Origin of the sequence: Clavibacter nebraskensis NCPPB 2581, assembly GCF_000355695.1 — a bacterium.
Lineage (GTDB): Bacteria > Actinomycetota > Actinomycetes > Actinomycetales > Microbacteriaceae > Clavibacter > Clavibacter nebraskensis.
Map to the genome: position 1 here is coordinate 2,911,695 of NC_020891.1, position 17,891 is coordinate 2,929,585.

A 17,891-nucleotide genomic window follows, 5' to 3' on the forward strand; every position below is an offset into this window, starting at 1 on the left:
AATATGCACGTTTTCGTAGAAGCAGCATGTCGAGGGGTTGACACCGGACATATCTCGGGGTATTCGTCCGGGCGTCGGAATGTCGGCGCTGACTCGTACGCTCGTCGACGAGCGTGGCCGGATTCTCCTACAGCGACTCGATCGACGAAGGAGACCACCCGGAGAACAAGGTGAAGGGCGGCATCGAGCGCCTGGTGCGCGGCGTCGAGACCCACCCATGGGCGCACCAGGAGGCCGGCTACTGGCCCTTCCAGGTCGAGGACTCCCCCGTGCTCGGCTACGTGCTGCGTAGTCTGTGCCGAGCCCGAAGACCCGTTCATGTGCGAGGTTTACGCGGACACCCGCAACGAGCGGGGACAGCGGAATTGGGTCCACCGGGAAGCGTCCTCGAACGCGGCCGCGGCGCGCATGATGCCACGCTCGGATCGGCCGGTGCCGTTCGCTTCGCGGCACGCGACGGCGCCAGCGGATGTCCCCTGTGACCCGTAGGCCGGCGTCTGGTTGAGACGCCCGACGTATACGACCACGTGACCGGCCGGGATCCGCGGGCCGAGCTGTTCGACGGCCGCCCAGCCCGAGGTGGCGTCGACGGTGGCGAGCTCAGCACCGCTCTCCGCGCGGGGCCGACGCGCTACCGGCTGCGGCTAGCGGCTGCCGCCCACCGGCGACGGCGCCCAGCCGTCCGCCGGGCAGTTCCAGCGCATGATCGCGTGGCGCCCGTGCTCGAAGCCGAGCTCGCTGAGCGTGGAGGTGGAGAGCGTGAGGATCCCGCCGGCCTCCGCGGGCAGGCCGACCCACGCGACGGCGAGCGCGCGGATCACGTGCGCGTGCGCGACGAGCAGCACGTCCTGGCCGGACTCGAGCACGGGCAGCACGCGCTCGAGCACCTGGAGCACGCGGGCGCGGACCTGCTGGGACGTCTCGCCCGGGGTGTCGCCCGCGGGCACGCCGTCGGTCCAGAGGTCCCAGTGGCCGCGCTCGGACTGGATGTCGGCGGTGGTGCGGCCCTCGTACGCGCCGTAGTCGAACTCGACCAGACGGTCGTCGACCTCGGCCTGGTCGCCATAGCCGATGAGCTTGGCGGTCCGCTGCGCACGGGAGCGGGGGCTGGCGAGCACGAGGCCGAACTCGGTGCCCGAGAGCACGCCGCCGACCGCGCGCGCCTGCTCCTCGCCGGTGGCCGTGAGGGGGATGTCGGTCGTGCCGGTGTGGCGCCCGTTGACGCTCCACTCGGTCTGCCCGTGGCGCACCATCACGATGCGGCCGCGAACCTTCTCCTGCCACTCCGGGGTGCCGGGGATCTCCGCGCGGGCGATGGCCGCGTCCACCTCCGCGTACATCGGCGCCACGTCGTCGCGGGCGAGGCGCTTGGCGGTGGCGGGGTTCATGCCGGTCATAGCGGGGGTCTCCTCCGTCGCCCGGGAGGGGTGGCGGGCGACATCCGACTCTACGCCCGGGCGGATCCACGACCGGTGGGCGGCCGGATCCGCGGGGCTCAATGCACGTGCTCCAGCAGGTCGAGGCCGACCACGCCCAGGGCGTCGCGGACGGCGAGGCGGGCGCGGAGGTCGGCGTCGTCGAAGTGCGCCATGACGGCGTACGCGACCGCGCCGCGCGGCCCGCGGAGCACGCCCGCCTCGGCGCGCACGCCCGCGTCCACTCCCGTGCAGTCGACGAGCGCCATGCCGTGCTCGCCGCCGCGGCCCACCGGTGCATCGAGCCCGAAGGAGGCGGCCACCATCGACCGGTCGGTGTTGAGCGCGAGCCAGCCGACCACGCGCGTGCTCGTCTCCTCGTCGACCACCTCGCCGTGCACGAGCGAGGCGAAGAGCGACGCGAGCTCGCGGGCGGATCCGACGGAGAGCTGCGGGGCGTCGTCCGGCCCGCGGGTGCCGCGCGCCACGTCGAGGAGCGCCGTGCGGCGGAGGCCGAGCGACTCGGCGCGCGTGCGAACAGCGTCGAGGCCGACGAGCCCGAGGAGCGCGTTGGTGGCGGCCGCGTCACCTGTGGCGCCGACGAGCGACGCGAGATCCGTGACGGGCAGCGACGGCACCACGAGGTGGCGCCAGAGGCCCGCGGTGCCGCCCTCGTCGCCAGGCCGGCGGTCCACGAGGTGCAGCGGGGACAAGTTGCCGCACGTCATGCGCGCCGAGAGCTCGACGAGGAGGAGCACGCGGCCGAGGCCGGCGGCGGGCAGGGCGACGTGGTCGTCGACCGCGAGCACCACGTCGCCCGAGTCGAGGTCGGTAGCGCGGGCCGCGACGCGCATGCCGTCGAGGGCGAGGCCGCCGAGCGCGCGGAACGCGGAGCGGAAGCCGTCGGTCGGCTCCTGCCCCGCGTGGCGCGCGGCACCGCCCCCGGTGTGCCGGGGGCGACGCTGCGGATCCTCGCCGGCGGCGGCCATCGCGCGACGCGTCACCAGATGGTGACGCGGGCCTCCTCGTCGAGCCAAAGGCCGTCGCCCGGCTTCACGTCGAACGTGTCGTAGAACGCATCGATGTTGCGGACGATCTGGTTGCAGCGGAACTCGTTCGGTGCGTGCGGGTCGATGGCAAGCAGCCGCATCACCTCGGCGTCGCGGCCCTTCTGCTGCCAGGCCTGCGCCCAGGAGAGGAAGAAGCGCTCGGCGCCCGTGAGCCCGTCGATGACCGGCGGCTCCGCGCCCTCGAGCGAGAGCAGGTACGCCTTCCACGCGATGGAGAGGCCGCCGAGGTCGCCGATGTTCTCGCCGATGGTGAGCGCGCCGTTCACGTGCGGGGCGTCGTCACCCGTGAGCTGCGCGGGCACGAGCGCGTCGTACTGCTGGATCAGCGACGCCGTGCGCTCCTCGAACGCCGCACGGTCGGCCGGGGTCCACCAGTCGGTGAGGCAGCCGTCGCCGTCGTAGCGCGAGCCCTGGTCGTCGAAGCCGTGGCCGATCTCGTGGCCGATGACGGCGCCGATCGCGCCGTAGTTCGCGGCCGGGTCGCGCGACTCGTCGAAGAACGGGAACTGCAGGATGGCGGCCGGGAACACGATCTCGTTGAAGCCCGGGTTGTAGTACGCATTGATGGTCTGCGGCGTCATGAGCCACTCGTCGCGATCGAGCGGCGCGCCGATCTTCGCGAGCTCGCGGCGCGTGTCGAACCGGGCGGTCGCGCGGACGTTGCCCACGAGGTCCGTCGGGTCGATCTCGAGCGCCGAGTAGTCGCGCCACTTGTCGGGGAAGCCGATCTTCGGGGTAAACTTCTCGAGCTTCTCCAGCGCCCGGCCGCGCGTCTCCGCGGTCATCCAGTCGAGGCCGGAGATGGACTGCCGGTACGCCTCGACGAGGTGGCCGACGAGCACGTCCATCTCGGCCTTCGCGGTGGGCGAGAAGTGGCGCTCGACGTAGATGCGGCCGATGGCCTCGCCCATGGATCCCTCCACCAGCGAGACGCCGCGCTTCCAGCGCACGCGCTGCTCGGGCGCGCCCGTGAGCGTGCGGCCGTAGAAGTCGAAGCTCGCCTCGGAGAAGGCGTGAGGGAGCAGCGCCGCGTTCGCGCGGACGACCTGCCAGGTGAGCCAGTCGCGGAGCGCGGGGACCTCGGCCTCGGCCAGCAGCGCGCCGAGGCCCTCGGCGAAGCTCGGCTCGCGCAGCACGACCTCGTCGAGCGCGGCGGCGGGCGCCTCGAGGGCGTCGCGCCAGACGTCGAGGTCGGCGCCGGCGGCCTTCGCCACCAGCTCGCGGAGCTCGGCCCACGTGACGAGGTTGTAGGTGGCCTGGCTGTCGCGCGTGCGGACGTTGTCCCAGTGGGCGGCGGCGATGCGGGTCTCGAGGTCGAGGATCCGGTCGGCGCGGCCCGCGGGGTCGTCGAGCTCCGCGAGGCCGAGCATCCTCTCGACGAAGGCGCGGTAGGCGTCGCGGATGGCGGCGTGGCCCTCCTCGCGGTAGTAGCCCTCGTCGGGGAGGCCGATGCCGCCCTGCTCGATCTGCACGACGTAGCGCTCGGGGTCGCCCGGGTCGTTGTCGACGAAGAGGCCGAGGAGGCCCGGGACGTTCGTCTGCTCGAGCGCGCCGAGCGTGCGGAGGAAGGACGGCACGTCGGTGACGGCGGCGGCCGCGTCGAGGTGGTCGCGGATCGGCTCGACGCCGAGGCACTCGACGCGCTCGGAGTCCATGAAGCTCGTGAAGAGGTCGCCGGTCTTGCGCTCCTCGGTGCCGGGCTCGGCGTCGACGGCCTCCTCGATGATCACCCGCACGGCGTCCTCGGCCGCCTCGGCGAGCTGGTGGAACGAGCCCCAGCGGGCCTTGTCGTCGGGGATCTCGGTGCGGTCGAGCCAGCGCCCGTTCACGTGGAGGTAGAGGTCGTCCTGCGGTCGGACCCCCTCGTCCAGCTCGTCGGTGCGGATCCCGGTCGGAGGTGTCTCGGCGCTCATGGGCACGAGCCTAGGGGCGTCGGCCGGATCCGCGCCGGGAGAGATGACAAGCACGCTTGACACCCCCGAGATGGAAAGCTAGCTTGTCATCCATGCGCAGCGAGGTGAGGGGACTCCGGACGGCGGCCGGGCTCTCGCAGCAGTCCCTCGCCGACGCGCTCGGGGTCTCCCGTCAGACGATCAACGCCATCGAGACGGGCCGCTACGACCCGTCGCTCGCCCTGGCCGTGAAGGCGGCCCGCTTCTTCCACCGATCCGTCGAGGAGGTCTTCCATGTCGAAGACGACTGAACGCCGCGGGATCTCCCGCGTGAACGCGCTGCTCGTGGGGGTGCTCGCCGCCGGCGCCGTCGTCGCCCTGATCGCGGGCAACCCGTACAACGCGATCACGCTCGCGCTCATGGCGGCCATCCTGCTGGGCGGCGCGCTCCACGCAGCCCGGCCCACGGCATCCGACGTCACCCGCATCGACGGGCTCGAGTACCGCGACGAGCGCGACGGGCTGCTCGCGCAGAAGGGCTTCGCCGCCGTGGGCGTCGCGGCGCTCGTCATGACCGTGGGCACGTTCTTCGTCACCACGCTGATGGGCCGGGTGCACTGGTACGTCCTGGCGCAGATGCTCGTGCTCGCCGCGGTCTGGGCAGTCGCGAACCGGCTGGCGGCCCGGCGGGGCTGAGCGGCGCGGCGCACCGGATCCGCTCCCGGAAACGCCACCGCAACACGGCGTCGGTACGCTCGCGGATCGGGGCGTCTCCCCACACACCCGCGCGGAAGCAGGCGATCATGGCCCGACCGATCTGGACCCTCCACGGCGACGGCAAGGCGGTGGACGCCTCCGCGGTCGTCGGCCCCGGCGAGCGCCTCACCTGGCCGCGCACGATCGGGCTCGGGATGCAGCACGTCGTCGCGATGTTCGGCGCGACCTTCCTCGTGCCCGTGCTCACGGGCTTCCCGCCCACGACCACGCTGTTCTTCTCCGGGATCGGGACGCTCCTGTTCTTGGCTCTCACGCGGAACCGGCTGCCCAGCTACCTCGGCTCGTCCTTCGCGTTCATCGCGCCGATCACGGCGGCGAACGCGGCCACCGCGGCGGGCGGCGGCGGCATCGGGGCGGCGCTCGCGGGCATCGTCGCGGTCGGCGTGATGCTGGCGGTCATCGGCGGCATCGTGCAGCTCACCGGCACCGGCTGGATCGACGCGCTGCTGCCGCCCGTGGTGGCCGGCGCGATCGTGGCGCTCATCGGCTTCAACCTCGCCTCCGCGGCGCGCGACAACTTCGTGCTGGCGCCCGTGACGGCGACCATCACGCTCGCCGCGGTGATCCTCTCGACCGTGCTGTTCCGCGGGATCCTCGGTCGGCTCTCCATCGTGCTCGGCGTGGTCGTCGGCTACGTGGTGGCCGCGATCCGCCAGGAGATCGACTACTCGAAGCTCGAGGCCGCCGCGTGGATCGGCCTGCCCGAGTTCCACACGCCCGAGATCACGCCGCAGTTCTGGGCCCTGCTGCCCGCGTTCCTGCCCGTCGTGCTCGTGCTCGTCGCGGAGAACGTGGGCCACATCCGCGGCGTCGCGCAGATGACCGACGGGAGCGTGAACAAGCTGACCGGGCGCGCGCTCCTCGCCGACGGCCTGGCGACCGTGCTCGCGGGCCTCGGCGGCGGATCCGGCACCACGACCTACGGCGAGAACATCGGCGTCATGGCCGCCACCCGCGTCTACTCGACCGCCGCCTACTGGGTGGCCGGCGGGTTCGCGGTGCTGCTCGGGCTCTCGCCCAAGGTCGGCGCGGTCATCAACACGATCCCGGCGGGCGTGCTCGGCGGCGTGACGACCGCGCTCTACGGCCTCATCGGGATCATCGGCGTGAAGATCTGGCTCGACAACAAGGTCGACTTCTCCAAGCCCGTCAACCAGCTCACGGCCGCCACCGCGCTCATCGTCGCCATCGCGCCGTTCACCTTCACGCTCGGCACCGTCTCGTTCAACGGCATCGCGCTCGGCACCGTCGCGGCCATCGTGATCTACCACGTGATGCACACGGTCGCGCGGCTCCGCGGCACCGACTGACCCGACGGGCGTCCGCGGGCGGAGGATCCGCTCACGGCCAGGCGCCGTCCCCGTGGCCTACCATCGCGGGGAGCGCCGCCCGCCGGCCGGGCGTCCGCGAGCCGGGCCCCCGCCATCGCGGGAGCGTCCCCGTCCGCATCGACCGCAGGAGAACCACCCGCCATGCACACGCCTGCGCGCCGAGAGGGCGCCTCCCGGTGACCGCGGACGAGTCGCTCGCCGCGCATGCCGTCCGCCCACCGGCCCGCGGCATCATGGCGCGCCCGTGGCTGGCCTTCGCGCTCTGCCACCTCTGGCTCATCACGCTTAACCTGATCGGCCCCACCTCCGCGCTCACCGACGTGACGGACGTCTACCGCGTCTGGATGCAGGAGGGCATGGCCGGCGGCGGCTGGGTGGGCATCGACCTGCCGTGGGTGTACCCGATCCTCGCGGCCGTGCCCATGCTCGTCTCCCTCGTCGGCGGCACCGTGCTCTACGGCACGGTGTGGCTCGCGCTGGTCACGCTGCTCGACGCCGGGGCCTTCGCGCTGCTCCTCCGCATCCGGCGCGGACGCGGCCTCGGACCGGCCGCGTGGTGGCTCGGCTTCCTCGTGGCGCTCGGGCCGGTCTCGCTCGGCCGGATCGACGCGGTCACCGTGCCGCTCGCCCTCGCCGGCCTGCTCGTGCTCGCGACCCGGCCTGGCCTCGCCTCCGCGCTCCTCACCGTCGGCGCCTGGGTGAAGGTGTGGCCGGCCGCCCTGCTGCTCACCGCCGTGATCGCCCGCCGCGGGCTCGCGCGCGGCAGGGTCGTCGTCACCGCGCTCGGCACGACGGCCGTGGTCGTGGCCGGATCCCTCCTCATCGGCAGCGGCGCGAACGTGCTGGGCTTCGTGGGCCAGCAGACCGGCCGCGGGCTCCAGGTCGAGTCGACCGCAGCGCTGTACCACCTGTGGCGCATCGTCGCGGGCGACGACCGGTACCGCGTGTACGACGACCTGCGCATCATCACGTTCCAGGTGTCGGGCCCCGGGGTGGACGCGGTCGCGGCCGCGCTGACGCCGATCATGGTGGGCGTCGTGCTCGTCGTGACGCTGCTCGGGATCCGCGCGCACCTCCGCGGCGCGTCCCCCGCCGCGCTGATGGGGCCGCTGTCGCTCGCGCTCGTCGCGGCCCTCATCGTCACGAACAAGGTCGGCTCGCCGCAGTACGTGTCGTGGTTCGCCGTGCCGATCATCGTGATGCTCGTGCACGACCGCCACGCCCCCGGCACGGCCGTCGTGGCGCGCCTCGGGCTCGTCGTGGCCGCGCTCACGCAGCTCGTCTTCCCGTACGCGTACACGCTGCTCACCTCCGCGGTGCCGGTGATGGTCGCGGTGATCACGCTGCGCGACCTCGCGGAGATCGCGCTCCTGGCGGTCGCCGTCGCGCAGCTGGTCCGGCTGGGCGCCGCGGAGGTCGACGGGATCCCCGGGGCCAGGATCACCCGTGCACGGCGGGACATGTCGCGGCCGGTGCGCCCCGCGCTGGGCGCGCGCGTGCTCGGCCCGCAGGCGGCGGCGCCCGCCCGTCAGGAGAGCGGCACCGCCTGAGCGAGGGCGGCGAGCACGGCGTCCGACGTGGCGACGGCGCCGAACACGCCGCCCTGCATCGTGACCATCCGGAGCGCCGCCTCGTGGTTCGCCGGATCCGTGGCGCCCGTGCAGTCCGACAGCACCAGGCACTCGTAGCCGCGGTCGTTGGCCTCGCGCATGGTCGTGGAGACGCACACGTCGGTCGTGATGCCCGTGAGGATCAGCCGGTCGATGCCGCGCGAGCGCAGCAGCAGGTCGAGGTCGGTCGCGTAGAAGGCGCCCTTGCCGGGCTTGTCGATCACGGGCTCGCCCGGGAGCGGGGCCACCTCGGGCACGATCTCCCAGCCGGGCTCGCCGCGCACGAGGATCCGCCCGCACGGCCCGACGCTGCCGATCTCGGCGCCCGCGCGCTCCGACCGCCACCGCTTGTTCGCGGGCAGGTCGGAGAGGTCGGGGCGGTGGCCCTCACGGGTGTGGATCACGGTCATGCCGAGCTCGCGCCCGCGCTCGAGCAGCCGGGCGGTGGGTGCGAGGCCCGCGCGGGTGAGCGCGAGGTCGTAGCCCATGCGGTCGATGTAGCCGCCGACGCCGCAGAAGTCGACCTGCCAGTCGATGCAGACCACGGCGGTGCGGGCGACGTCGACGGCGCCGTCGTAGGGCCAGGCGTAGGGATCCGCCGCGACGGACGTGGTGCCGGTCACGGTCGCGGGCACGGTGACCGCGCTCACGAGCGGGCCTCCCCCGCCTCGACGGCCGCGCCGAGCGGGGCGCGCACGCGTCCCGCGGCGTCCACGGCGACGAGCACGACCGCGCCGACGACCATGCCGACGACGGCCGTCGAGAGGAAGTCGGCGTACGCGTGGGCCACGAGCGCGACGACGGCGCCGACCGCCCAGCCGACGAAGGCGGGGGCGCGCCATGCGCCGCGGGCGCCGACGGGTCCAGCCGCCGCACGTCGCGGGGCGAGCAGCAGCTGGTCGACGATGAGCACGGCGCCGATGGGCGGCACGATCACCCCGAGCAGGTTGAGCCACACCTCGAAGTAGGTCCAGATGCCCGCGACCGCGAGCACCACGCCGACCGCGCCGAGCACCAGCGTCGTGCGGCGCATGCGCATCCCGGTGAGCTGGCTCCAGCCGACGGCGCCGTTGTAGAGGCAGTGGGCGCACACGGATCCGAGGTTCACCACCACGAACAGCACGGCGAGCGGCACGAGCGCGCCGCCCTGCGCGACGAGGATCCCGAGGAAGTCGCCGCCCGCCGTGCCCGGGTCGGTCGCGCCGCCCAGCGCGACGACGAGGCCGCCGACCACGAGCGCGACGGCGTTGCCGAACGGGAACGCGGCGAGGGTCGCGAGCACGGCCTGCCGGCCCGAGCGCGCCCAGCGCGTGAAGTCGGCGGTCATGGTGCCCGAGTCGGCGAACAGCGCGACGACGAGGGTCACGGCCGCGCCGAAGCTGAGCGCGCCGGCTCCCGCCGCGGGCGCCGTCTGCAGCTCCGCGCCGCCCGACCGGGTCGCGACGATGACGACGGCGACCACGCCGAGCACTAGGTAGAGAGGAGCGGCGACCACGCCGATCCAGGAGAGCGCGCGGATGCCGAGCAGCGTGACCGCGACGAAGAGGAGGCCCGCCGCGAGCGTGGTGCCCGTCTGGTCCCAGCCGAGGCTGCCGTGGAGGGTCGATCCGGTGAGCCCGGTCTGGAACGCGAACCAGCCGATGACCACGGTGGCGAGGAAGGCAGCCGGCACCACGTAGCCCGTGGCGCCGAACGTGCGCATGGCCATGAGCGCGAAGCTCTCGCCGCTGCGCCCGGCCAGGTAGCTGAGCGCGCCGACGTAGACCATGAGGACGAGCGTGCCGACCGCGATGGCGCCCATGCCCGGCCAGAAGCCGACCGAGTGGACCACCAGGCCGCCGAAGACCGCGCACGTGAGGATCATCGGGAAGCCCAGCCACACGGCGGCGACCGACGAGGTGCGGCGGCGCGCGTGTGCGGGGACCGGCTCCGATTCGTACTCGGAGAAGGCGGCCCGCGCGGCGGGGTCGGGCTGGGGCTCGACGGCGGGGCGCGTGGCCGGCGGGGTGCGACATGGGATCTCCTCGGGAGGCTCGATCAGGACGCCGGTCACGGGTGCCGGGCGCGTCCTATAGGACCAGCCGAGGCGATCACCGGCGTTTCACCCGTGTTTCGCGGATGTGAAACACGTCTGGGTGATGGCCTGGCGGCGGATCCTAATAATCGGGGGATGCCGGCTCCCGCTCTCGTCCCCGCCCGTCTCGGCGCCGCGGAGCGCGTGCGGGTGATGCTCGAGGAGGAGATCCTCGGCGGCGTCATCGCCCCCGGATCCCGCGTGAAGGCCGACGAGGTCGCCCAGCGGATGGGCACGAGCCACATCCCCGTGCGCGAGGCGCTGCGAGCGCTCGAGGCCGACGGCTGGGTCGTGCACCGCGCACACGAGGGCATGTCGGTGCGGCCGCGCGTGCTGTCCGAGCTGGTGGACCTGTTCGAGGCGCGCGCGCTCGTCGAGCCGCGGACCGTCGAGCTCGCCGCGGGGCGCCGCACGGCCGACGACCTGCGCGAGCTGGAGCGGGTCATCCGCCTGCAGGAGCGCACCGCGGATCCCGCCGACCTCGCCCGCCTCAACTACGACTTCCACGTGGCCCTCGCCGCGGCCGCGCACAACAGCACGCTGGCGTCCGTCGTCGAGTCGATGTCGAATCGCGTGCGCTTCCACTACCTGCCCGCCGCCAGCGCCCGCCGACCCGACTCGCTCGCCGACCACCGCGAGCTGCTGGCGCTGGTGGAGCGGCGCGAGGGCGAGCGCGCGGCGGATCTCGCGCGCCGGCACATCGAGGCCACGCGCGTCGACGCGTGCGCGGCGCTCGAGGCGCTCGAGCGCGAGGAGGCCGCGGCCGCGGGCTAGGCCTCAGAGCCCGAGCAGCCGTTCCAGCGCCGGGTCCTCGAGGGAGTCGAGCACGAGGTCGGCGCCCGCGTCGCGCAGCTCGTCGGCCGAGTAGTGGCCGCTCGCGACGCCCACCGCGGTCGCGCCCGCGTCGTGCGCGGAGGTGATGTCGTTCGGGGTGTCGCCGACGACGAGCACCTCGTCGCGCGCGGGCTCGGCGCCGCGCAGGGTGCCGGCCGTGGCGATCGCGCGGCGGACGACGTCGACGCGGTCGGGCGAGTCGGATCCGTACGCGCCGAAGACGAAGAACCGGCCGAGCCGGGCGGGCTCCATCTTCGTGCGGGCCGCGCCCTCCATCGCGCCCGAGACGACGCCCAGCACGACGCCCGCGTCGGCGAGCCGGTCGAGCAGCGCCTCGGCGCCGTCGAGCACGCGGTAGCCCCCGGAGACGAGGATGTCGTCGGCGAGGTGGCGGAGGTACGAGGCGTAGAGGCGGGCGAGCTCGGCGGGCTCCGGATCCCGGCCCATCACGGCGCGGAATGTCGCGGTGCCGACCTGCGGATCCGTCTCCCCCGCCGACGAGTGCTCGCCGATGTCGGCCTCCACGTCGTGCAGGTCGCGGAAGGCCATCGCCCAGCTGCGGGCACCGGACCCGCCCGTGTGGATGAGGGTCTCGTCGATGTCGAAGAGGACGGCGGGCGGGGTGGATGCGGTGTCGGCCATCCGTCCATCGTGCTCCGGCGCACCTCCGCGCGACCTGCCCGAGGTCACGACCGGCGCGCGCGCATCCGCTCGGTCGTGCGCGCGATCACGCGCAGGCTGTCGATGAGGGTCGCGATCTGCTCGCGGCTGAGGTCGGCGAGCACCTCGTCCTCGTCGGCGACGAGGCGGCGCATGGCCCGGTCGACGCGCTCGATGCCGAACGGCGTGAGCACCACGAGCCGGCTGCGGCCGCCCGCAGGATCCTCCTCGCGCGTGATGAAGGAGCGCGCGGTCAGCCGGTTGACCCGGTGCACGAGGCTGCCCGTGTCGGTGCCGAGGCGCTCGGCGAGCCCGGCGCGCGTGAGGCCCGCGTCGCCCTGCTGGCGGAGCACGGAGAGGAACTCGAACTCGCTCGTCGTGAGGCCCTCGGCGGCGAACGCGCCCTCGCGGATCCGCTGCATCTGCGGCAGCAGGCGCCGGAGCCTCGACACCACGTCGAGCGGCGCGAAGTCGACGTCGGGCATGGCCGCGCCCCACGCGTCGATCACCAGGTCGACGTCGTCGTCATCCTTCATCGGGACTCCCACCGTCGCGTCCACGGTACCCGGGACGACGGCGGGTCGCGGCCCGGTGGGGACTCGGCGGAGGCGGACGCCGATGTCGCCGGGCGTCGCGGACCGCGGATCCGCCACCCGGCTCCGGCAGGATGTGCGCATGACCCGGCCGCTCCCGCTCCCCGACCGCCCGCTGGTGCTCGACGGGGGCCTCGGCACGCTGCTGGAGGCGCGCGGGCACGACCTGTCGGATCCGCTGTGGAGCGCGCGCGTGCTCGCCGACGAGCCCGACGCGGTGCGGGCGGCGCACGCCGAGTTCTTCCGCGCCGGGGCGGACGTCGCGATCACGGCGTCGTACCAGGTGGGGTTCGCGGCCTTCGCGGCGCGCGGGCTGAGCACCGCGGAGACCGAGGCGCTGCTGCGGGCGAGCGTGCGGCTCGCGGCCGAGGCGCGGGACGAGGTCGCCCGCGAGGATCCGCCCGGCGCACCCCGCGACCGCTGGATCGCCGCCTCCGTCGGCCCGTACGGCGCGACGCTCGGCGACGGCTCCGAGTACGCGGCATCCAGCGGCCTCACGCGCGCCGGGCTCCGCCGCTGGCACGCCCCGCGGTTCGCCGTGCTCGCCGACGCGGGCGCCGACCTCCTCGCCTGCGAGACGATCCCGAGCCTCGACGAGGGACGCGCGCTCGTGGACCTCGCGCGCGGCTCGGGCGCGTCCGCCTGGCTCGCGTTCACGGTCGAGGGCGGCCGGCTGCGCTCCGGCGAGCCCATGGCCGAGGGGTTCCGGCTCGCGGAGGAGGCCGACGAGATCGCGGCCGTGGGGATCAACTGTGCGCACCCCGACGAGGTGCCGGCCGCGATCGCCGCGGCCCGGAACGTCACCGACCGGCCGGTGGTCGTCTACCCGAACTCCGGCGAGCGCTGGGACGCCGTCGCGCGCGGCTGGGGCGGCGACCCGGCGCTGCCGTCCGTCGACGCGTGGATCCAGGCGGGCGCGTCGCTCGTCGGCGGGTGCTGCCGCGTCGGCCCCGACGAGATCCGGCGGATGCGGGACGCGCTGGGCTGAGGTCGCGCGCACGACGACGGCCCGCCCCCGCGAGGGGACGGGCCGTCGTGGCGTGCGGATGCGCGTCGGGTGCGGATCCGGGCGGATCAGGCGCCCGCGACCGCCTGGCGGAGGCCCTCGGCGAGCGATGTGGTGGGGCGGCCGAGGAGGCGCGCGAGATCGCCCGTCTCGTCGTCGAGCTGGCCGGCGCGCGTGGCGGCGTCGAGGCCCACGACGAAGCCGACGGTGCCCTCGTCGAGGCCGGCGCCGCCGAGGATCCGCGCGTGCTCCTCCGCGGAGACCTGCGAGACGGGGACGGGCTGGCCGAGGATGCCGGAGATCGCCTGCGCGAGGTCGTCCTGGGTCCAGCGCTCGTCGCCCGCGAGCTCGAACGTCTGGCCGGCGAGCGAGTCGTCGAGGGCCGCGACCGCGGTGGCCTCGGCGAACTCGGCGATGGTGGCGCTCGCGACGCGGCCGTCGCCCGCGCTCGTGAGGAGCGCGCCGGTCTGCTTCACGGTGTCGACCGTGCCCGCGTAGTTCTCGGTGTACCAGCCGTTGCGGAGGAGGGTGACGGGGACGCCGGAGGCGGCGAGCACCTCCTCGGTGGCCTTGTGCTCGCCCGCGATGAAGAGCTCGGTGGTGGAGGCGCGGAGGACGCTCGTGTAGAGGATCCGGCCGACGCCCGCGGCCTTCGCGGCCTCGATGACGGTGGTGTGCTGCGGCACGCGCTGGCCGACCTCGCTGCCGGAGACGAGCACGAGGGTGTCGCCGGGCTGGATGGCGGCGGCGACGCTGTCGGCGTCGGTGTACTCGAGGCGCGCGGTGCGGACACCCTGGGCGGCGAGGTCGGCGAGGGCCTCGGGGCGGCGCGCGGTGGCGAGCACGTCGGAGGCGGCGGCGCCGCGGGCGAGGAGGGACGCGACGATGCGCGATCCGAGGCGGCCGGTGGCGGCGGTGACGACGATGGTCATGGTGTGCCTTTCGAGTCGAGAGGAGGAGCGGTACGTCGGGGTCAACGACTCCGTCGCCGAGTACCTTCCCACAGGGAGGTACCCACCTTCTGGTAAGTTGTGGGATGTGACGCAGATGAGCTTCCGGGTGACCCGCGACCGACCCGGCGTGACCGAGGGCCGCTACCCCGCGAACTGCCCGTCGCGCACCCTGCTCGACCACATCACGAGCAAGTGGGGCGTGCTCGTGCTCCTCGCGCTCGGCGAGCGGTCGCGCCGCTGGGGCGAGCTGCGCCGGGAGGTCGAGGGCATCAGCGAGAAGATGCTCGCCTCCACGCTACGCACGCTCGCCGACGACGGGCTCGTCCTCCGCGAGGCGCAGCCCACCATCCCGCCGCGGGTCGACTACCGGCTCACCGAGACCGGCCACGAGGTGAGCGCGCGGCTCGTGCCGCTCATGGACCTGGTGATGGACATCACCGAGGACACGTCGCCCCTGGCGTCCCGCCGACCCTAGGCTGGATCCGGCAGCCGGGATCCGGCGCCTCCCGCCTCGCGCCACGGCGCCACCCGGCCAGAGAGAGATCACGACGATGCCCTCCCCGTCCGCGCCGACGCTGTCGCGCACGCCCGCCCCGACCCGCGACGTCCGCCGCGCGCGCGTCGCCGTCGGGATCCTCTTCTTCACCAACGGCGCGATCTTCGCGAACCTGCTGCCGCGCTACCCGTCGATCAAGGCCGAGCTCGGGCTCGCCAACGTCGAGTTCGGAGCCGCGGTCGCCGCGTCGCCGCTGGGCGCGCTCATCGCCGGGCTCGCCGCGGGCGTGCTCATCCGCCGGTACCGGTCGGCGCGCGTGGCGGTCGCCGCGACCGTGGTGGCCTCCGTCGGGATCCTGCTGGCCGGCCTCGCGCCCGCCTGGATCGTGCTCGCGGGCGCCCTGTTCCTCGCGGGCGCCATGGACTCCATCACCGACGTCGCGCAGAACTCCCACGCGCTGCGGGTGCAGCGGCTGTACGGGCGCTCGATCATCAACTCGTTCCACGCGGTCTGGTCGATCGGCGCGGTCGCGGGCGGGATCATGGGCGCGGCCGCCGCGCAGATCCGGATGCCGCTCCTCGTGCACCTCTCCAGCTCGGCCGTGCTGTTCAGCGCGCTGGCCGTGCTGTCGCTGCTGTGGCTGCTGAAGGGGCCGGAGCCGGAGCCCGGCGAGGGCGGCGCCGCGCACGCGCACGCGCCGGATCCCGAGGGCGACGTCGCCCGCGCCGCCTCCCCGCGCGCCCTCGGCCTCGTCGCGAAGTACGGCGTGCTGCTCGCGCTCGTGATCATCGCGTCCGGCGGGGCCATCGTCGAGGACGCCGGCAGCTCCTGGTCGGCGATCTACCTCTCGGGCGACCTCGGCGCGAGCGCGTTCGTCGCGGGCCTCGGCTTCATCTCCCTCCAGGGCATGCAGTTCGTCGGCCGGATGCTCGGCGACCGCATGGTCGACCGCTTCGGCCAGCGGGCCGTCGCCCGCCTCGGCGGCGTGCTCGTGCTCGTCGGCATGGGCGCCGCGCTCGCGTTCCCGAGCATCGTCGGCACGATCGTCGGGTTCGGCGTCGCGGGCTTCGGCGTCGCGACCCTCATCCCGGCCGCCATGCAGGCCGCGGACGAGCTGCCCGGCTTCCGGCCCGGCACCGGCCTCACGATCGTCGGCTGGCTGCTGCGCGTCGGCTTCCTCGTGTCGCCGCCCGTGGTCGGTGCGATCGCCGACGCGTCGTCGCTCCGCTTCGGCCTGATCTTCATCCCGGCCGCCGGCCTCCTCGTGCTCGTGTTCTCGCGCGTGCTGGCGACGCGACAGGCGCACCCGGCGGCGCAGGCGGCGCCCGGCGCGTCCGTCCCCTCCTCCTAGGGGCGACGCGGGCGGATCCGCTCACGGGCTGCTGCGAGTGCGGGCGCACCGCGCGACGGCCGCGGGAGAGTGGGCGCACACCCGCCACCCGCCGCGCCACCCGAGAGGATCGCCATGACCACCGACCTGCCCGGAGGGCTCTTCCCGCTCGCCCACGACCTCACCGTCACGCGCTTCGGCTACGGCGCCATGCAGCTCGCGGGGCCGCGCGTGTTCGGGCCGCCCGCGGATCCGGACGCCGCCCGGGCCGTGCTGCGCGAGGCCGTCGCTCTCGGGATCACGCACATCGACACGGCCGACTTCTACGGCCCCGGCCACACGAACGCGCTCATCGAGGAGGCGCTCTTCCCGTACCCGGAGCGCCTGCACATCGTGACCAAGGTCGGATCCCTGCGCGACGAGAAGGGCCGTTGGCCGCAGGCGCTCTCCGCGGCCGAGCTCCGCCAGGCCGTCTACGACAACCTCACGCACCTGACGCTCGACGTGCTCGACGTCGTGAACCTCCGCGTCGGCGCGTTCGACAGCCCGACCGACGGATCCATCGAGGAGCCGTTCACGGCGCTGGCCGAGCTGCAGCGGGAGGGGCTGATCCGGCACCTCGGCGTGAGCAACGTGACCGCCGCGCAGGTGGCCGAGGCCCGCCGGATCGCGCCGATCGTGAGCGTGCAGAACCACTACAACCTCGCGCGCCGCGACGACGACGCGCTCATCGACGACCTGGCCGCCGACGGCATCGCCTACGTGCCGTACTTCCCGCTCGGCGGGTTCTCGCCGCTGCAGTCGGAGGTGCTGGCGCGCGTGGCGGCGTCGCTCGGATCCGCGCCGCTGCCGGTCGCGCTGGCTTGGCTCCTGCAGCGGTCGCCGAACGTGCTCGTCATCGCGGGCACGTCGTCGGTGGAGCACCTGCGCGAGAACGTGGCGGGCGCGCGGAGCCGGCTGCCCGAGGACGCGCTCGCGGAGCTGGAGGGGATCGGGGGCTGACGGTCGGCGCCGCCGGATCCCGGCGCCCGGCAGGATGGCCGCATGCCCGTGATCCGCCCGGCGTCCCCGCACCCCGCCGCATGACCGCCCCCGACCCCGGCTCACCGCCTGGCGACCGCCGCTTCCCGCGGAGCGTCTACCGCGCGGGCGCCGAGCCCGACGTGCGGTTCACGCTCGCGAACGAGCGCCCGTTCCTCGCCTGGATCCGCACCTCGCTCGCCCTCATCGCCGGCGGCGTCGCGCTCGAGGCGCTGGGGCTCGGGCTGCAGCCGGGGTTCCGGCTCGCGGCCTCCATCGTGCTGATCGTCACCGGGATCGCCGCGCCCGCGCAGGCATGGGTCGGCTGGATGCGCACCGAGCGCGCCCTGCGCCGAGACCGCCCGCTGCCGTCCGCCGCGCTGTCACTGCCGCTCGGGATCGCCGTGGTCGCCGCCGGCGCACTCGTGCTGCTGGGCGTGCTGACGGCGTGAGCGCCCCGGATCCGGCCGCGCGCCCCTTCGACCCCGGCCTCCAGCCCGAGCGCACGGCCCTCGCCTGGCGGCGCACGGCTCTCGCGCTCGTCGCCGGATCCCTGCTCGGACTGCGCGTGCTCCCGACGCTCCTCGGCACGGCCGGCCTGGTCGTCGCCGCAGCCGGCGTGATCGCGGCCCTGACCGTGCTCGCGACCGCGCACCGCCGCTACCGCCGGGTGCACCGGATCCTCACCGCGGGATCCGCCGGGCCCGCCAGCGCACCCGGCGCCGCGGGGCTCCCCGGCGGCGCGCTCCCCGCGCTCGTCGCCGCACTCACCGCATGCGCCGGCATCGCCGCGCTGGCCCTCGCGCTCGCCCGCTGAGTCGCCGGCGGAT

Annotated in this window: 20 protein-coding genes; 12 read left to right on the top strand and 8 right to left on the bottom strand. The window is 74.4% G+C overall.

Translation table 11 applies throughout. From position 1 onward, the window contains the following. Positions 1-113 precede the first annotated feature (113 nt). Positions 114-482, top strand: coding sequence for a hypothetical protein (locus tag CMN_RS14880; RefSeq protein WP_227077697.1), 369 nt, complete (start codon positions 114-116; stop codon positions 480-482). Positions 483-644: 162 nt separating this feature from the next. Here CMN_RS14880 and CMN_RS13725 read toward each other — a convergent pair whose 3' ends face one another. The 3 genes from CMN_RS13725 to CMN_RS13735 form a co-directional block, all read right to left on the bottom strand. Next, complete coding sequence (locus tag CMN_RS13725; protein ID WP_015491378.1) at positions 645-1,397, bottom strand: histidine phosphatase family protein; 753 nt, start codon at positions 1,395-1,397, stop codon at positions 645-647. Between the two features lie 98 nt (positions 1,398-1,495). Next, positions 1,496-2,404 carry a serine hydrolase gene (locus CMN_RS13730; protein ID WP_015491379.1) on the bottom strand — a complete coding sequence of 303 codons (909 nt, stop codon included), beginning with the start codon at positions 2,402-2,404 and terminating at the stop codon, positions 1,496-1,498. Between the two features lie 11 nt (positions 2,405-2,415). Then, positions 2,416-4,398: a M13 family metallopeptidase gene (locus CMN_RS13735; RefSeq protein ID WP_015491380.1), complete on the bottom strand. Its 1,983-nt coding sequence runs from the start codon at positions 4,396-4,398 to the stop codon at positions 2,416-2,418. A 92-nt stretch (positions 4,399-4,490) separates the two neighbouring features. On the opposite strand from CMN_RS13735, the gene CMN_RS13740 reads away from it, so the two are divergent. The 4 genes from CMN_RS13740 to CMN_RS13755 all read left to right on the top strand — a co-directional run bounded on the left by CMN_RS13740 (position 4,491) and on the right by CMN_RS13755 (position 8,035). Beyond that, complete coding sequence (locus CMN_RS13740) at positions 4,491-4,688, top strand: helix-turn-helix transcriptional regulator (protein ID WP_015491381.1); 198 nt, start codon at positions 4,491-4,493, stop codon at positions 4,686-4,688. Then, positions 4,672-5,073, top strand: a complete 402-nt coding sequence (locus tag CMN_RS13745) for a hypothetical protein (RefSeq protein WP_015491382.1) — start codon at positions 4,672-4,674, stop codon at positions 5,071-5,073. Before CMN_RS13740 ends, CMN_RS13745 begins: the two co-directional genes overlap by 17 nt. A 107-nt stretch (positions 5,074-5,180) precedes the next feature. Then, positions 5,181-6,464 carry a uracil-xanthine permease family protein gene (locus CMN_RS13750; RefSeq protein ID WP_015491383.1) on the top strand — a complete coding sequence of 428 codons (1,284 nt, stop codon included), beginning with the start codon at positions 5,181-5,183 and terminating at the stop codon, positions 6,462-6,464. A gap of 197 nt (positions 6,465-6,661) precedes the next feature. Next, complete coding sequence (locus CMN_RS13755; protein WP_015491384.1) at positions 6,662-8,035, top strand: glycosyltransferase 87 family protein; 1,374 nt, start codon at positions 6,662-6,664, stop codon at positions 8,033-8,035. On the opposite strand, the gene biuH is transcribed toward CMN_RS13755, so the two are convergent. Next, positions 8,014-8,745 carry a biuret amidohydrolase gene (gene biuH, locus CMN_RS13760; RefSeq protein ID WP_015491385.1) on the bottom strand — a complete coding sequence of 244 codons (732 nt, stop codon included), beginning with the start codon at positions 8,743-8,745 and terminating at the stop codon, positions 8,014-8,016. The genes CMN_RS13755 and biuH overlap by 22 nt on opposite strands. Next, positions 8,742-10,148, bottom strand: coding sequence for a cytosine permease (locus tag CMN_RS13765; protein ID WP_015491386.1), 1,407 nt, complete (start codon positions 10,146-10,148; stop codon positions 8,742-8,744). Before CMN_RS13765 ends, biuH begins: the two co-directional genes overlap by 4 nt. 117 nt (positions 10,149-10,265) lie before the next feature. Here CMN_RS13765 and CMN_RS13770 point away from each other — a divergent pair, with 117 nt between their 5' ends. Then, positions 10,266-10,943, top strand: coding sequence for a GntR family transcriptional regulator (locus CMN_RS13770; protein WP_015491387.1), 678 nt, complete (start codon positions 10,266-10,268; stop codon positions 10,941-10,943). Between the two features lie 3 nt (positions 10,944-10,946). On the opposite strand, the gene CMN_RS13775 is transcribed toward CMN_RS13770, so the two are convergent. Both CMN_RS13775 and CMN_RS13780 read right to left on the bottom strand, forming a co-directional pair. Then, positions 10,947-11,645 (bottom strand): HAD family hydrolase, encoded by a 699-nt coding sequence (locus tag CMN_RS13775; RefSeq protein WP_015491388.1) that lies wholly within the window; start codon positions 11,643-11,645, stop codon positions 10,947-10,949. Between the two features lie 44 nt (positions 11,646-11,689). After that, entirely contained in the window at positions 11,690-12,199 is a 510-nt protein-coding gene (locus CMN_RS13780) for a MarR family winged helix-turn-helix transcriptional regulator (RefSeq protein WP_015491389.1), read from the bottom strand. A 139-nt stretch (positions 12,200-12,338) separates the two neighbouring features. Here CMN_RS13780 and mmuM point away from each other — a divergent pair, with 139 nt between their 5' ends. Then, on the top strand, positions 12,339-13,244 hold the full coding sequence (gene mmuM, locus CMN_RS13785; protein WP_015491390.1) for a homocysteine S-methyltransferase: 906 nt from the start codon (positions 12,339-12,341) through the stop codon (positions 13,242-13,244). Positions 13,245-13,330: 86 nt separating this feature from the next. Here mmuM and CMN_RS13790 read toward each other — a convergent pair whose 3' ends face one another. After that, positions 13,331-14,194 carry an SDR family oxidoreductase gene (locus CMN_RS13790; protein ID WP_015491391.1) on the bottom strand — a complete coding sequence of 288 codons (864 nt, stop codon included), beginning with the start codon at positions 14,192-14,194 and terminating at the stop codon, positions 13,331-13,333. A 115-nt stretch (positions 14,195-14,309) separates the two neighbouring features. Between CMN_RS13790 and CMN_RS13795 the strand changes: the two genes are divergently transcribed. The 5 genes from CMN_RS13795 to CMN_RS13815 all read left to right on the top strand — a co-directional run bounded on the left by CMN_RS13795 (position 14,310) and on the right by CMN_RS13815 (position 17,878). After that, on the top strand, positions 14,310-14,690 hold the full coding sequence (locus CMN_RS13795) for a winged helix-turn-helix transcriptional regulator (protein WP_041465321.1): 381 nt from the start codon (positions 14,310-14,312) through the stop codon (positions 14,688-14,690). Positions 14,691-14,766: 76 nt separating this feature from the next. Next, entirely contained in the window at positions 14,767-16,062 is a 1,296-nt protein-coding gene (locus CMN_RS13800) for an MFS transporter (protein WP_015491393.1), read from the top strand. Between the two features lie 114 nt (positions 16,063-16,176). Beyond that, positions 16,177-17,043 (top strand): oxidoreductase, encoded by an 867-nt coding sequence (locus CMN_RS13805; protein ID WP_015491394.1) that lies wholly within the window; start codon positions 16,177-16,179, stop codon positions 17,041-17,043. 80 nt (positions 17,044-17,123) lie between these two features. After that, positions 17,124-17,513 (top strand): YidH family protein, encoded by a 390-nt coding sequence (locus tag CMN_RS13810; RefSeq protein ID WP_015491395.1) that lies wholly within the window; start codon positions 17,124-17,126, stop codon positions 17,511-17,513. Continuing rightward, positions 17,510-17,878 (top strand): DUF202 domain-containing protein, encoded by a 369-nt coding sequence (locus tag CMN_RS13815; RefSeq protein ID WP_015491396.1) that lies wholly within the window; start codon positions 17,510-17,512, stop codon positions 17,876-17,878. Before CMN_RS13810 ends, CMN_RS13815 begins: the two co-directional genes overlap by 4 nt. The last annotated feature ends 13 nt before the right edge of the window (positions 17,879-17,891 follow it).

Coding starts and splice junctions, on each gene's coding strand:
- CMN_RS13725 (WP_015491378.1), bottom strand. CDS start 1,397: ATGACCGGCATGAACCCCGCCACCGCCAAGCGCCTCGCCCGCGACGAC.
- CMN_RS13730 (WP_015491379.1), bottom strand. CDS start 2,404: ATGGCCGCCGCCGGCGAGGATCCGCAGCGTCGCCCCCGGCACACCGGG.
- CMN_RS13735 (WP_015491380.1), bottom strand. CDS start 4,398: ATGAGCGCCGAGACACCTCCGACCGGGATCCGCACCGACGAGCTGGAC.
- CMN_RS13740 (WP_015491381.1), top strand. CDS start 4,491: ATGCGCAGCGAGGTGAGGGGACTCCGGACGGCGGCCGGGCTCTCGCAG.
- CMN_RS13745 (WP_015491382.1), top strand. CDS start 4,672: ATGTCGAAGACGACTGAACGCCGCGGGATCTCCCGCGTGAACGCGCTG.
- CMN_RS13750 (WP_015491383.1), top strand. CDS start 5,181: ATGGCCCGACCGATCTGGACCCTCCACGGCGACGGCAAGGCGGTGGAC.
- CMN_RS13770 (WP_015491387.1), top strand. CDS start 10,266: ATGCCGGCTCCCGCTCTCGTCCCCGCCCGTCTCGGCGCCGCGGAGCGC.
- CMN_RS13775 (WP_015491388.1), bottom strand. CDS start 11,645: ATGGCCGACACCGCATCCACCCCGCCCGCCGTCCTCTTCGACATCGAC.
- CMN_RS13780 (WP_015491389.1), bottom strand. CDS start 12,199: ATGAAGGATGACGACGACGTCGACCTGGTGATCGACGCGTGGGGCGCG.
- mmuM (WP_015491390.1), top strand. CDS start 12,339: ATGACCCGGCCGCTCCCGCTCCCCGACCGCCCGCTGGTGCTCGACGGG.
- CMN_RS13790 (WP_015491391.1), bottom strand. CDS start 14,194: ATGACCATCGTCGTCACCGCCGCCACCGGCCGCCTCGGATCGCGCATC.
- CMN_RS13795 (WP_041465321.1), top strand. CDS start 14,310: ATGAGCTTCCGGGTGACCCGCGACCGACCCGGCGTGACCGAGGGCCGC.
- CMN_RS13800 (WP_015491393.1), top strand. CDS start 14,767: ATGCCCTCCCCGTCCGCGCCGACGCTGTCGCGCACGCCCGCCCCGACC.
- CMN_RS13805 (WP_015491394.1), top strand. CDS start 16,177: ATGACCACCGACCTGCCCGGAGGGCTCTTCCCGCTCGCCCACGACCTC.
- CMN_RS13810 (WP_015491395.1), top strand. CDS start 17,124: ATGACCGCCCCCGACCCCGGCTCACCGCCTGGCGACCGCCGCTTCCCG.